This is a genomic window from Thauera sp. 28 (assembly GCF_000310145.2).
Classification (GTDB): domain Bacteria; phylum Pseudomonadota; class Gammaproteobacteria; order Burkholderiales; family Rhodocyclaceae; genus Thauera; species Thauera mechernichensis.
On record NZ_AMXA01000011.1, the window covers coordinates 26392 to 40815 of the forward strand.

The following is a 14424-nucleotide window of genomic DNA, read 5'->3' on the forward strand; positions in this document are numbered from 1 at the left end:
GGCCACGGCCTGCCGCTACTGTTTTGGACGCGCGCGCATCCTGCGCGCCGTCGAGGAATCATCGAGGCAAGACAATGCCGAAACGTACAGACATCAAGAGCATCCTGATCATCGGCGCAGGCCCGATCATCATCGGCCAGGCCTGCGAGTTCGACTACTCCGGCGCCCAGGCCTGCAAGGCCCTGCGCGAGGAAGGCTTCCGCGTCATCCTGGTCAACTCGAACCCGGCCACGATCATGACCGATCCCGAGACGGCCGATGTCACCTACATCGAGCCGATCACCTGGCAGGTCGTCGAGCGCATCATCGAGAAGGAGCGCCCCGACGCCATTCTGCCGACCATGGGTGGACAGACGGCGCTCAACTGCGCGCTCGACCTCGGCCGCCACGGCGTGCTGGCCAAGTACGGCGTGGAACTGATCGGCGCCTCCGAGGAGGCCATCGACAAGGCCGAGGACCGTCTCAAGTTCAAGGACGCGATGACCAAGATCGGTCTCGGCTCGGCACGCTCGGGCATCGCCCACAGCATGGAAGAGGCGCTGCAGGTGCAGGGCGGCATCGGTTTCCCGGTCATCATCCGCCCGAGCTTCACGCTCGGCGGTACCGGCGGCGGCATCGCCTACAACATGGAAGAGTTCCACGAGATCTGCAAGCGCGGTCTCGAGGCCAGCCCGACCAACGAACTGCTGATCGAAGAGTCGCTGCTCGGCTGGAAGGAATACGAGATGGAAGTCGTGCGCGACCGCGCCGACAACTGCATCATCGTGTGCTCGATCGAGAACCTCGACCCGATGGGCGTGCACACCGGCGACTCGATCACCGTCGCGCCGTCGCAAACGCTGACCGACAAGGAATACCAGATCATGCGCAACGCCTCGATCGCGGTGCTGCGCGAGATCGGGGTGGATACCGGGGGCTCGAACGTGCAGTTCGCCATCAACCCCCAGGACGGTCGCATGATCGTCATCGAGATGAACCCGCGTGTGTCGCGTTCGTCGGCGCTGGCGTCCAAGGCCACCGGTTTCCCGATCGCCAAGGTCGCGGCCAAGCTGGCGGTGGGCTATACGCTCGACGAGCTCAAGAACGACATCACCGGCGGCGCCACGCCAGCCTCGTTTGAGCCTTCGATCGACTACGTCGTCACCAAGATTCCGCGTTTCGCCTTCGAGAAGTTCCCCCAGGCCAACGACCGCCTCACCACCCAGATGAAGTCGGTGGGCGAGGTCATGGCCATGGGCCGCAGCTTCCAGGAGTCCTTCCAGAAGGCTCTGCGCGGCCTCGAAGTGGGCGCCTACGGCCTGGACGAGATCGAGGCCGACAGCGCAGACCTCGAGCACGAACTCTCCAGCGCCGGCCCGCAGCGCATCTGGTACGTCGGCCAGGCCTTCCGTGAGGGCATGAGCCTCGAGCAGGTGCACAACCTCACCAAGATCGACCCCTGGTTCCTCGCCCAGATCGAGGACATCGTGCTGTCCGAGAAGGCGCTTGCCGGCCGCTCGCTGAAGGCGATCCAGGCTGCCGAACTGCGCGACCTGAAGCGCAAGGGCTTCTCCGACCGCCGCCTGGCCAAGCTGCTCAACGCCGACGAGACCGCGGTGCGCCTGCATCGCCACGCGCTCGGCGTGCGCCCGGTATTCAAGCGCGTCGACACCTGCGCGGCAGAGTTCGCCACCTCGACCGCCTACATGTACTCCTCCTACGAGGACGAGTGCGAGGCGCGTCCGACCGACAAGAAGAAGATCATGGTGCTTGGCGGCGGTCCGAACCGCATCGGCCAGGGCATCGAGTTCGACTATTGCTGCGTGCATGCCGCGCTCGCCCTGCGCGAGGATGGCTATGAAACCATCATGGTCAACTGCAACCCGGAGACCGTGTCCACCGACTACGACACTTCGGACCGCCTGTACTTCGAGCCGATCACGCTCGAGGACCTGCTCGAGATCGTGCACATCGAGAAGCCGGTCGGCGTGATCGTGCAGTTCGGCGGTCAGACGCCGCTCAAGCGCGCCCAGGCGCTGCAGGACAACGGCGTGCCCATCATCGGTACCAGCCCCGACATGATCGACGCTGCCGAGGACCGCGAGCGCTTCCAGAAGCTGCTCAACGACCTTGGCCTGCGTCAGCCGCCCAACCGTACCGCGCGTACGCCCGAAGAGGCCGTGCGCCTCGCGGCCGAGATCGGCTACCCGCTCGTGGTGCGCCCGTCCTACGTGCTGGGTGGCCGCGCGATGGAGATCGTGCACGAGCAGAAGGATCTCGAGCGCTACATGCGCGAGGCGGTCAAGGTGTCCAACGAGTCGCCGGTGCTGCTCGACCGCTTCCTCAATGACGCCACCGAGGTGGACGTCGATGCGCTGTCCGACGGTAAGCAGGTGATGATCGGCGGCATCATGGAACACATCGAGCAGGCCGGCGTGCACTCGGGTGACTCCGCGTGCTCGCTGCCGCCCTACACGCTGTCGGCCAAATTGCAGGACGAGCTGCGCCGCCAGACCGAGGCGATGGCGCGCGCGCTCAACGTCGTCGGCCTGATGAACGTGCAGTTTGCGATCCAGGGCGAGGGCGACAACGCGGTGGTGTATGTGCTGGAGGTGAATCCGCGCGCCTCGCGTACGGTGCCCTTCGTGTCCAAGGCCTGCTCGTTGCCGCTGGCGAAGATCGCGGCGCGCTGCATGGCGGGCCAGAGCCTGGTCAGCCAGGGCGTCACCGGCGAGATCGTGCCGCCTTACTACTCGGTCAAGGAGGCGGTGTTCCCCTTCGTCAAGTTCCCGGGCGTGGATACCATCCTCGGGCCGGAGATGAAGTCCACCGGCGAGGTCATGGGCGTCGGCCGCAGCTTCGCCGAGGCCTTCGTCAAGAGCCAGATCGGCGCGGGCGTCAAGCTGCCGACCAGCGGCGCGGTGTTCATCAGTGTCAAGCCGAGCGACCGCCCTGTCGCGGTGGAAGTGGCACGCGAGCTGCACGACCTTGGCTTCACCCTGGTTGCCACGCGCGGCACCGCTTCGGTAATCGAGGCCGCAGGCATCCCGGTTGCTGTGGTCAATAAGGTCAACGAGGGGCGTCCGCACATCGTGGACATGATCAAGAACGAAGAGATCGTCATGGTCATCAACACGGTCGAGGAGAAGCGCCAGGCGATCACCGATTCGCGCTCGATCCGTACCAGCGCGCTGGCCGCCAAGCTGTCGATCTTCACCACGATCGAGGGCGCTCGCGCCGCGTGCATGGGCATGCGCCATCTCGCTGGCGGGCTCGATGTCTATTCCGTGCAGGATCTGCACACCGAGCTGAAGCAGCAAGCATGAACAAGACTCCGTTGACCGTCGCAGGTGCAGAGAAGCTGCGCGCCGAACTGCACCGCCTGAAGACCGTGGACCGTCCGAACGTGATTGCGGCGATCGCCGAAGCGCGCTCGCATGGCGACTTGTCCGAAAACGCCGAGTACGAGGCTGCCAAGGACCGCCAGGGCTTCATCGAAGGCCGCATCATGGAGGTCGAGGCCAAGCTCGCCAATGCCCAGATCATCGACCCCAAGCTGCTCGATGCCGATGGCCGTTGCGTGTTCGGTGCCACGGTCGAGCTCGAGGACATGGATGCCGGGCAGGTCGTGACCTACCAGATCGTCGGTGACGACGAGGCTGATATCAAGGAGAACAAGATCTCGATCAGCTCGCCGATCGCGCGTGCGCTGATTGGCAAGTTCGCCGGCGATATTGCGGAGGTTCAGGCACCGGGCGGCGTGCGCGAATTCGAGATCATCGACGTACGCTACGTCTGATTGTCGCCGGACGTGAAGAAGGCGGTGCAATGCACCGCCTTCTCGCGTGGCCGGCTCAGGCGTGGCGCCGATCACGGCGCCATACTTCAGCGGCCGCGTGCCCCAGTTGTACGGCCGCGTGCAGCCGGCGCGCGGGCGGGTGAACGACGGGTTTCTGCGCTTGCCTTGGCAAGGGCGGCGCGGCGCGCAGCGGCGGCGAAGGCCGCGGCGGACTTGGCGGTCGCGGCCCGGGCGGGTTTCTTTTCGGGTGCTGCAGCGGGCTTGTCTTGCTCACGGCGTTCGCGCCAGACGACGAGGATGCTGCCGATGTGCTGCACAGCCTGGGCTTCCAGGCTCGCACACAGCGCTTGCATGAGGGCGTCACGCTGTTCGCGTTCGGTGCCCTGGACCTTGACCTTGATGAGTTCGTGCGCCTGCAGCGCGCGTTCGATCTCGGCGAGGACGGCAGGCGTAAGGCCGTTACCGGCGATGGTGACCACCGGGTTGAGGTGATGGGCGCGGGCGCGCAGGTCGCGGCGCTGCGCCGGGGTAAGCTCGGTCATTGAGATTCTCTGGATACTTGAAGCATCGGGAACCGGATTCTACTCCGACGAAGGCCTAGCGGCCGTGTGGAAATGCCCCTTAGTGGCGGATGGAGCGATGAAAAAGAACAAGACGAGCCGGGCCTGGGTCCATGACCATGTGAATGATCCCTACGTCCAGCGGGCGCAGGCAGATGGTTACCGCGCTCGCGCGGCTTACAAGCTGCTCGAGATCGACGAACGCGACCACCTCCTGCGCCCCGGCGCAGTCGTGGTCGATCTAGGCGCGGCGCCGGGCTCGTGGTGCCAAGTGGCGGTCAAGCGCTGCGGGCCGAAGGCGAGGGTGTTCGCGCTCGATCTGCTGCCGATGGAGCCTGTTGCGGGCGTTGATTTCATCCTTGGCGACTTCACCGAGGATAGCGTGCTCGAACTGCTCGAGGCCCGTCTCGAGGGCGCGCGGGTCGACGTCGTGCTCTCGGACATGGCGCCCAACCTGTCGGGTGTTGCAACCGTTGACCAGGCGCGCTCGATCCATCTGTGCGAACTGGCACTCGATTTCGCGGCGCGGCATCTCAAGCCGGGGGGGCAGTTTGTCGTAAAGGTTTTCCAGGGCGAGGGCTTCATGGACTTTCGCAAGCAGATGGAGGGCGCATTTGCGTCGGTCCAGGTGCGCAAGCCGAAGGCCTCGAGGGACCGCAGTGCCGAGGTTTATCTCGTCGGCAAGGGGCCGCAGACAGCCTGACCGGCATGCCGGCGCGGGGATTGCCTTTGCCAATCGCCGTCATTGGTTTGCCGGTGGGAACGTTCACCACTAGAATCGGTCTGTCGCGTACATGGCCGGAATGGCTTTCGGGGAATAGAAAGTTGAACAATCTCTTCAAGAATCTCGCGATCTGGATGGTTATCGGCGTCGTGCTGATGACGGTATTCAACCAGTTCAATGCGCGCCAGGCTCCCATGAACACCATGGAGTACTCCCAGTTCCTGGAAGAAGCCAAGGCGGGACGCATCACGAGAGCGACGGTGGACGGTCGTGTGCTCAAGGCAACCACGCAGGAAGGACGCACCATCACGGTCTATACGCCGGGCGTGCAGGATATCTGGATGGTGTCCGACCTCATGCGCTACGGCGTGCAGGTCAACGCCTCCAAGCCCGACGAGGAGCAGTCCTTCCTTGCGAGCGTGTTCGTCTCCTGGTTCCCGATGCTGCTGCTGATCGGCGTATGGATCTTCTTCATGCGTCAGATGCAGGGCGGGGGCAAGGGCGGTGCGTTCTCCTTCGGCAAGAGCAAGGCGCGCATGCTCGACGAGTCGGCCAACTCCATCACCTTTGCCGACGTCGCCGGTTGCGACGAGGCCAAGGAAGAGGTCTTCGAGCTGGTCGAATTTCTGCGTGACCCCTCCAAGTTCCAGAAGCTCGGCGGACGCATCCCCAAGGGGGTGCTCATGGTGGGCTCGCCGGGTACCGGCAAGACCTTGCTCGCCAAAGCGATCGCGGGCGAAGCCAAGGTGCCGTTCTTCTCCATCTCCGGCTCGGACTTCGTCGAGATGTTCGTCGGTGTGGGTGCGGCACGTGTGCGCGATATGTTCGAGCAGGCCAAGAAGCACGCCCCCTGCATCATCTTCATCGACGAGATCGATGCCGTTGGACGCCAGCGCGGTGCTGGCCTGGGTGGTGGCAACGACGAGCGCGAACAGACCCTCAACCAGCTGCTGGTCGAGATGGACGGCTTCGAAGGCCAGACCGGCGTCATCGTGATCGCGGCCACCAACCGGCCTGATGTGCTCGATCCCGCGCTGCTGCGCCCGGGGCGCTTCGACCGCCAGGTCGTCGTTTCGCTGCCCGATATCCGTGGTCGCGAGCAAATCCTCAAGGTGCACATGCGCAAGGTGCCGATTGCACCCGATGTTGACCCGCAGGTGCTGGCGCGTGGAACGCCAGGTTTTGCCGGCGCCGACCTCGCCAACCTGGTCAATGAGGCAGCACTGTTCGCTGCGCGCGGCAACAAGCGCCTGGTCGACATGGACGACTTTGAACGCGCCAAGGACAAGATCATGATGGGCGCCGAGCGCCGCTCGGTGGTCATGCCCGAAGAGGAGCGCCGCAACACGGCCTACCACGAGTCGGGCCATGCGGTGGTTGCCCGCCTGCTCGACAAGACCGATCCGGTGCACAAGGTCACGATCATTCCGCGCGGTCGTGCACTGGGCGTGACCATGCAGCTGCCCACCGAAGATCGCTACAGTCAGGACCGCGAGCGTCTGCTGCAGACCATTGCGGTGCTGTTCGGCGGTCGAATCGCCGAAGAGATCTTCATGAAGCAGATGACCACTGGCGCGTCGAACGACTTTGCACGTGCCACCGACCTGGCGCGTCGCATGGTCACGCAGTGGGGCATGTCCGACAATCTCGGACCGATGGTGTATGGCGAGGAGGAAGGCGAGATCTTCCTTGGCCGCCAGGTCACCACGCACCGCAACGTGTCCGAAGCAACGATGCAGAAGGTCGACGCCGAGATCCGTCGCATCATCGATCAGCAGTACGGTCTGGCCCGGCGTCTGATCGAAGACAACAGCGACAAGGTCGAGGCCATGACCAAGGCGCTGCTCGAGTGGGAGACCATCGACGCCGACCAGGTCAACGACATCATGGACGGTCGCCCGCCGCGTCCGCCCAAGCCGGTTGCGGCACCGGCGCCCCGTCCCAAGGACGATGCGCCGGGTGCAGCACCCAACGCGGCTGCGCCTGCTGCTTGAGCGTATACGTCTTATTGCTTGCGGGCCTCTGGGCCCGTCCCCTTAAAGGGCCGGTCGATCCGGCCCTTTTTCATGATGGGCCGATGAAGATGCAGCCCATTCCGATTCCTCCGTTGCCGAGTGAGTGTTCATGAGCATCCTGCAATGCGGTCGCTTCCGCCTCGATCTTGCCCAGCCCAAGGTGATGGCGATCATCAACCTGACCGATGACTCGTTTTCGGGCGATGGCGTGCATGGCGACGTTGCCGCCGCTCTTGGTCGCGCCGAGCGAGCGATCGAGGAGGGGGCCGACATGCTCGACATTGGCGCCGAGTCCTCGCGCCCGGGTGCCGAACCGGTGACCGAGGCGCAGGAACTGGAGCGTGTGGTGCGCTTCGTCGAGCACGCGCGCGGCTGGCAGGTGCCATTGTCGATCGACACCCTGAAGCCCGCAGTGATGCGCGAGGCACTTGCGGCCGGCGCAGACATGATCAACGACATCAACGCCTTTCGTGCCCCTGGCGCGATCGATGCCGTGGCTGCCGGCGACGCAGCCGTGTGCGTGATGCACATGCAGGGCGAGCCGCGCACCATGCAGCTCGACCCGCGCTACGACGATGTCGTGGGCGAGGTGGCGGCCTTTCTCGATGAACGGGTGGCGGCGCTTCAGTCTGCGGGCGTCGATCGCGGGCGCATTGTCCTCGACCCCGGTTTCGGCTTCGGCAAGCGCACGGTGCATAACTACACCTTGCTGCGCGAACTCGCCCGCTTCGGCGCGGGCGGGCTGCCTGTGCTGGCGGGCATGTCGCGCAAGTCGATGCTGGGTGCCGTCACGGGGCGTGAGGTCGGCGAGCGCACGGCAGCGAGTGTGGCCGCGGCCCTGATCGCGGTACAGCGTGGGGCGGGCATCGTGCGTGTACATGACGTTGCGCCCACGGTGGACGTCCTCAAGGTATGGCAGGCGGTGTCGGCAGTGTCATAATCGCGCTTTCGTCTAGTTCACGGGAGCAGGGATGGGGCGCAAGTATTTCGGTACCGATGGGGTGCGCGGCCGCGTGGGTGAGGAGCCGATCACACCCGAGTTCGTGATGCGCCTGGGTTACGCCGCGGGCGTGACTCTGGTGGCGCGGGAAAAGCTGCCTGCGGGAGAGCACCCCGCAGTGCTGATCGGCAAGGACACGCGCGTCTCGGGCTATATGCTCGAAGCGGCGCTCGAGGCCGGTTTTGCCGCGGCGGGGGTCAACGTGATGCTCGCCGGGCCCATCCCGACGCCTGCCGTGGCCTACCTCACCCGCGCCCTGCGGTTGCAGGCCGGGGTCGTCATCTCCGCTTCGCATAACCCCTTCTACGATAACGGCATCAAGTTCTTCTCCGCTGGTGGTACGAAGCTGCCGGATGCGGTAGAGGCCGAGATCGAAGCCCACCTTGACGAACCGATGGGCTGCGTGGATTCGGCGCAGCTCGGGCGCGCGCGCCGGGTGGAGGATGCGGCAGGGCGCTACATCGAGTTCTGCAAGAGCACCTTTCCCAACGAGCTCGACCTGCGCGGCCTGCGCATCGCGGTCGATTGCGCACACGGCGCTGCCTACCACATTGCGCCCAAGGTGTTGCACGAGCTTGGCGCCGAAGTGTTGCCCGTCGGGGTGGAGCCCAACGGGCTCAACATCAATGACGGCGTGGGTGCGACCCGTCCGGAGAATCTGCGCAGCGCAGTGCTGGCACAGGGAGCGGACCTCGGCATCGCGCTCGATGGCGATGCAGACCGCCTGATGATGGTCGATGCGCGCGGCGAGATCTACGACGGCGACAAGCTGCTCTACGTGATCGCGCGAGCGCGCCATGCCGAAGACCGGCTCGATGGTGTGGTCGGTACGCTGATGAGCAATCTCGGCTTCGAGCACGCAATCGGCCGCCTCGGTGCCCCCTTCGCCCGCGCAAAGGTGGGCGACCGCTATGTGCTCGAGCTCTTGCACGAGCGCGGCTGGAAACTCGGCGGCGAGAACTCGGGCCATATCATCTGTCTCGATCGCCACACCACGGGCGATGGCATGGTCTCCGCCCTGCAGGTGTTGGCCGCGCTCAAGCAGCGCGGAGAGACGCTGGCTGATGCCTGCGCCGACCTGGTGTTCTACCCCCAGCGCCTCATCAACGTGCGCATGGCAGCGGGTTTCGACTGGCAGGCCGACGCCACGATTGCACGTGCGCGCGACGACGCCGAGCGCGAGCTGGGCGAGAGCGGGCGAGTTTTGCTGCGCCCCTCGGGCACCGAACCGCTGCTGCGAGTGATGGTGGAGGGGTGTGACGGGGCGCAGGTGGACCGCCTTGCCAAGTCCATCGCCTCGGCGGTTGAGCACGCGATCGGTTGATCGCCGATTATTTTTCTTGCGCCGCAGCATGCGGCGTCGCCAAGCAAGGGCTTGCTGCGGAATCGCGGCAAGCCCTTGTCACATATGAGGTTCAGGTTCTCAAGTCGAGGGGTTTAATGTCATCTGGAAGTATTGCAGATGCTGCCCCTGCGATTGTTTCGTGACGTTTAACAGAACTGTCATCTTGGGTCCTGATAATCCAGTCCGTTCCCCGTGTGACTGGGGCACCGGCCCGCAGTGGCAAGATGAATTCACGAATCTGGAGAGTCTGTACATGTTCAAGAAGAGCCTGATCGCAACCGCCGTCGTGGCCATGACCGCCTCGGTCGCCGCGCCTGCCATGGCACGCGACAACCTGCAGATCGCAGGTTCGTCCACCGTCCTGCCCTTCGCCAGCATCGTGGCGGAAGAGTTCGGCAGCGCTTTCCCGCAGTTCAAGACGCCGGTGGTCGGTTCCGGTGGTTCGGGTGGCGGCTTGCGCCAGTTCTGTCAGGGTGTTGGCGTCAATACCATCGACATCGCCAACTCCTCGCGTCCGATCCGCCCCGCCGAGGTCGAGAGCTGCCAGAAGGCCGGTGTCGCCAAGATCATCGAAGTCCAGTTCGGTTACGACGGCATCGTGTTCGCTTCGCGCGCCGACAAGGGCAGCTTCGCGCTCACGCCGCAGCAGGTCTTCCTGGCTGCCGCAGCCCAGGTGCCGGTTGGTGGCAAGATGGTCGCCAACCCCAACACGCGTTGGTCGCAGATCGACAGCGCACTGCCCGACCAGGAAATCGTGCTGGTGATTCCGGCCTCCAACCACGGTACGCGTGAAGTCTTCGAAGAGAAGGTCACCCACCCGGGCTGCGAATCGCTCGCCGAGGTGAAGGCGCTCGACAAGGATGCACAGAAGACCTTCTGCAACACGCTGCGCCAGGATGGCCGCATCATCGAGATCGCCGGCGACTACACCGAGACGCTGGCCCGCCTGCAGGCTCAGGCCGATGCTGTCGGCGTGTTCGGCCTGTCCTTCTACGACCAGAACCGCGACCGCCTGAAGGTGGCGACGGTCAATGGCGTCACCCCGAGCCTGCAGACGATCGCCAGCGGCGAGTACCCGGTTTCGCGCCCGCTGTTCTTCTATGTCAAGGGCGAGCATCTGGGTGTCGTTCCCGGCCTCAAGGAGTACGCCGAGTTCTTCCTCAGCGAGGACGTGTCGGGCGCAGGCAGCAAGCTCGAAGGTGCTGGCCTGATCCCGCTCAGCGATGAGGAGCGTGCCCGCATCCTCGCCGACGTGCGTGCTGAGAAAGTCGTCAAGTGATGCACCTCGGGGGCGTCGCCAGTGTGCTGACGCCCCCGGCTTGAGTAAATGATGCCCGGCCCCGTGAAACGAAACCTGTTTCCGGGGCTTTAATCCAGGGCATCGGCTGCGGAGAAAACATGGATAACTGGATCATGATCGGTGCGCTGCTGTTGCTGATGGGCTTCGCCTATCAGTTCGGCGTCCTGCGCAGCCGTTCGGTGGCGGCTGGTGGCGCGGTGAGGATGCACTCCCGTCCCGGCTATTACGGCTTGCTGGTCGCGCTGTGGTGCGGACTGCCTGCGCTGGCGGTGTTCCTGCTGTGGTCCATGATCGAGCCGAGCATGATCCGGTCAGTGGTGATCGAGCAGTTGCCGCCCGAGGTGGCTGCACTCGACGGCAACCAGATCAACGTCATCCTGCGCCGGGTGGAGTCGATTGCGAGCGGCTTTGGGGTCTCGGATCAGCCTGCTGCCTACGAGCTTGCGGCGGCTGCGCGTGTGAGTGAACTCCAGGGTACGGGCCGCATGTCCATGATCGCCCTGATGGCGGCGCTCGCAGTCGGAGGGCTGGTCTTTACGCTCCGTCGCATCTCGCCGGCGCTGCGCGCGCGCAACAAGGTCGAGAGTGTCGTACAGACGCTGCTGATCATCTGCTCGACCATCGCCATCCTGACCACCATCGGCATCGTGCTGTCGATGCTGGGCGAAGCGATGCGCTTCTTCCAGTTCGTCAATCCGGTCGACTTCTTCTTCGGCACGGTGTGGAATCCGCGCTTCTCCACGGTTGGCAGTGGGGATCAGGGCCAGTTCGGGCTGCTGCCCTTGCTGTGGGGCACGATCATGGTCAGCATCGTCGCGCTGCTGATTGCGGTGCCGATCGGCCTCATGACCGCCATCTACATGGCCGAATACGCGCCGGGCTGGCTGCGCTCGGTCGCCAAGCCGGTGATCGAGGTGCTGGCGGGCATTCCGACCATCGTCTACGGCTTCTTCGCCCTTGTTACCGTCGGCCCCTTCTTCCACGGCCTCGGCCTCGCGGTCGGCCTCGATGTCCGCGCCACCAGCGCGCTGACCGCCGGTGTGGTGATGGGCATCATGATCATCCCCTTCGTGTCCTCGCTGTCGGACGACATCATCACCCAGGTCCCGCGCGCGATGCGCGACGGCTCGCTGGGCCTGGGCGCCACCAAGTCCGAGACGATCCGCAACGTGGTGCTGCCGGCAGCCTTGCCAGGCATCGTCGGCGCCTTTCTGCTTGCCGCCAGCCGCGCCATCGGCGAGACCATGATCGTGGTGCTCGCTGCCGGCAACAGCCCGGTGCTGCATGCGAACCCCTTCGAAGCGGTGTCGACGGTCACCGTGACCATCGTCAATCAGCTTACCGGCGACCTCGATTTCGCCAGCCCGCAGTCCCTGGTCGCCTTCGCTCTGGGTCTGACGCTGTTCGTCATCACGCTGGCGTTGAACGTCGTCGCGCTCTATATCGTGCGCAAGTATCGCGAGCAATATGAATGAGTGATCAAGCCGTGACCCACGACACCCCCCACGCTCCTCCGCAGTCCGGCCGACAGCGGACGCCGCAGCATGAGTTGGTTAAAAAATCGCTCGGGCGCCGCCATGCCGCTGAAATGCGCTTCCGTGCGGCCGGCATGTCGGCGGTGCTGTTCGGCCTGGCCATGGTGGCCCTGCTGTTCGTTACCATCTTCGCCAAGGGCATCCCGGCGTTCTGGCAGGCAACCTTCAATATCCCCGTCTATTTCGACCCGGAGATCGTCAAGGTCGAGCCGCGTCCGCAGGCGCAGCCCGGCGAGACGCCCGCACAGTTGCGCGACCGCGACCTTGCCTGGCAGACCCAGGTGACCATGGTCAACTGGAACCGCGTCATCGAGAATGCGCTGATCGAGCACCTTCCCGAGGCCGCCTCCAAGCGTCCTCTGGTGCGCCGGCTGGTGACGAGCGGAGAGCGTTTCGGTTTGCGCGACATGTTTGTCGCCAATCCTGAGCTGCTCGGTCAGCGGGTCACCCTGCGCCTGCTCGCCGATGCCAACGTGGATGTCTGGCTCAAGGGCAACATCGACCGTGACCTGCCCGACAGCCAGCAGCAGTTGCCGCCCGAGGTGCGCCAGTGGGCCGACGCGCTCTACGAGCGCGGCGTGATCGAGATGAAGTTCAGCACCTCGCTGTTCATGAACCCGGACTCGCGCAGTTCCCTGGCCTCTGCGGGTCTTGCCGGGGCGATCATGGGCTCGCTGTACATGATGCTGATCGTGATCCTGATTGCCGTGCCGGTCGGTGTGGCGAGTGCCATCTATCTTGAGGAGTACGCGCCGCGCAACAAGTTCACCGATCTCATCGAGGTGAACATCAACAACCTCGCAGCTGTGCCCTCGATCATCTTTGGCTTGCTCGGCGCGGCAGTGTTCATCAACTGGTTCAAGATGCCGCTGTCGGCGCCCATCGTTGGCGGCCTGGTGCTGTCGCTGATGACCCTGCCGACGGTGATCATCGCCACGCGCTCGACCCTGAAGGCGATTCCGCCGTCGATCCGCCAGGCGGCGCTCGGCATCGGCGCCTCGAAGACACAGACGATCTTCCACCACGTGCTGCCGCTGGCGCTCCCGGGCATCCTCACCGGCGCGATCATCGGTGTCGCCCAGGCCATCGGCGAGACCGCACCGCTGCTGCTCATCGGCATGAGCGCCTTCGTCGCATCGGTGCCGGCGACGCCCTTCGATCAGGCTACCGCGCTGCCGGTGCAGATCTACCTGTGGCAGGGCAACGAACTGCGTAACTTCTTCGAAGCACGAACCTCCGCGGCGATCGTTGTCCTGCTCGCGGTGATGATCAGCATGAACGCGCTGGCGATCCTCCTGCGCAAACGGTTCGAACAAAGGTGGTGATGATGAAAATGGAATCGAATGTACTGCGCCAGGCGCCCGCTGCCGTCGGTGAAGCGGCAAAGTCGGCTGAGACGCCGGCAGTGAAGATGCAGGCGCGTGACGCCCGTGTGTTCTACGGCGACAAGGAAGCGCTGCACGGCGTCAATCTCGATGTCTACGAGAAGGAAGTGCTTGCCTTCATCGGCCCCTCGGGCTGCGGCAAGTCGACCTTCCTGCGCTGCTTGAACCGCATGAACGACACCATCGATGGCTGCCGGGTAACCGGCAAGATCGAGCTCGACGGCGAAGACATCTACGACCGCTCTCTGGACGTGGTGCTTCTGCGCGCGCGCGTCGGTATGGTGTTCCAGAAGCCCAACCCGTTTCCCAAGTCCATCTACGAGAACATCGCCTATGGCCCGCGCCTGCATGGCCTGGCCGCATCCAAGAGCGAGCTCAATGACATCGTAGAGAGCAGCCTGCGGCGGGCTGGCCTGTGGGAAGAGGTCAAGGACCGCCTCGACCAGCCCGGTACGGGTCTCTCCGGTGGCCAGCAGCAACGCCTGTGCATCGCGCGTGCGGTAGCGGTGAGCCCCGAGGTCATCCTGATGGACGAACCTTGTTCGGCGCTGGACCCGATCGCGACTGCGAAGGTCGAACAGCTCATCACCGAGCTGGCCTCGAACTACACCATCGTCATCGTCACCCACAACATGCAGCAGGCGGCGCGCGTCTCCAGCCGCACGGCCTTCTTCCATCTGGGGGACCTGGTTGAGGTCGGGAAGACAGAGGTGATCTTTACCTCCCCCAAGGACACACGCACCGAGGACTACATCACCGGCCGTTTCGGTTGACACGAGCAA

The 14424-nt window shown here is 64.6% G+C and carries 11 protein-coding genes; 10 read left to right on the forward strand and 1 reads right to left on the reverse strand.

Translation table 11 applies throughout. The annotated features are described in order from the left end of the window. The first annotated feature begins 74 nt into the window (after nucleotides 1–74). Together carB and greA are read left to right on the forward strand one after the other, a co-directional pair. A complete protein-coding gene (carB, locus tag C662_RS09830) occupies nucleotides 75–3305 on the forward strand; it encodes a carbamoyl-phosphate synthase large subunit (RefSeq protein WP_002928135.1) in 3231 nt (1076 codons plus the stop codon). Continuing rightward, entirely contained in the window at nucleotides 3302–3778 is a 477-nt protein-coding gene (greA, locus tag C662_RS09835) for a transcription elongation factor GreA (RefSeq protein ID WP_002928138.1), read from the forward strand. The genes carB and greA overlap by 4 nt, the downstream gene beginning before the upstream one ends. Nucleotides 3779–3864: 86 nt before the next feature. Here the strand turns inward: greA and yhbY are convergent, their stop codons facing one another. Continuing rightward, a complete protein-coding gene (yhbY, locus tag C662_RS09840) occupies nucleotides 3865–4320 on the reverse strand; it encodes a ribosome assembly RNA-binding protein YhbY (protein ID WP_002928139.1) in 456 nt (151 codons plus the stop codon). Between the two features lie 97 nt (nucleotides 4321–4417). Between yhbY and C662_RS09845 the strand changes: the two genes are divergently transcribed. From C662_RS09845 to pstB, 8 genes are all read left to right on the forward strand, one after another. After that, nucleotides 4418–5041, forward strand: coding sequence for an RlmE family RNA methyltransferase (locus tag C662_RS09845; RefSeq protein ID WP_002928141.1), 624 nt, complete (start codon nucleotides 4418–4420; stop codon nucleotides 5039–5041). A gap of 122 nt (nucleotides 5042–5163) precedes the next feature. Beyond that, nucleotides 5164–7056, forward strand: a complete 1893-nt coding sequence (gene ftsH, locus C662_RS09850) for an ATP-dependent zinc metalloprotease FtsH (RefSeq protein WP_002928142.1) — start codon at nucleotides 5164–5166, stop codon at nucleotides 7054–7056. A gap of 130 nt (nucleotides 7057–7186) precedes the next feature. Continuing rightward, on the forward strand, nucleotides 7187–8017 hold the full coding sequence (folP, locus tag C662_RS09855) for a dihydropteroate synthase (protein WP_002928143.1): 831 nt from the start codon (nucleotides 7187–7189) through the stop codon (nucleotides 8015–8017). A gap of 31 nt (nucleotides 8018–8048) precedes the next feature. Then, nucleotides 8049–9401, forward strand: coding sequence for a phosphoglucosamine mutase (gene glmM / locus C662_RS09860; protein ID WP_002928147.1), 1353 nt, complete (start codon nucleotides 8049–8051; stop codon nucleotides 9399–9401). A gap of 274 nt (nucleotides 9402–9675) precedes the next feature. Further along, nucleotides 9676–10701 carry a substrate-binding domain-containing protein gene (locus tag C662_RS09865; RefSeq protein ID WP_002928149.1) on the forward strand — a complete coding sequence of 342 codons (1026 nt, stop codon included), beginning with the start codon at nucleotides 9676–9678 and terminating at the stop codon, nucleotides 10699–10701. A 119-nt stretch (nucleotides 10702–10820) separates the two neighbouring features. Next, nucleotides 10821–12197: a phosphate ABC transporter permease subunit PstC gene (gene pstC, locus C662_RS09870; protein WP_002928151.1), complete on the forward strand. Its 1377-nt coding sequence runs from the start codon at nucleotides 10821–10823 to the stop codon at nucleotides 12195–12197. Then, nucleotides 12194–13582, forward strand: coding sequence for a phosphate ABC transporter permease PstA (pstA, locus tag C662_RS09875; protein WP_083485751.1), 1389 nt, complete (start codon nucleotides 12194–12196; stop codon nucleotides 13580–13582). Before pstC ends, pstA begins: the two co-directional genes overlap by 4 nt. After that, on the forward strand, nucleotides 13582–14415 hold the full coding sequence (pstB, locus tag C662_RS09880; protein ID WP_002928155.1) for a phosphate ABC transporter ATP-binding protein PstB: 834 nt from the start codon (nucleotides 13582–13584) through the stop codon (nucleotides 14413–14415). The genes pstA and pstB overlap by 1 nt, the downstream gene beginning before the upstream one ends. Nucleotides 14416–14424: the final 9 nt, after the last annotated feature.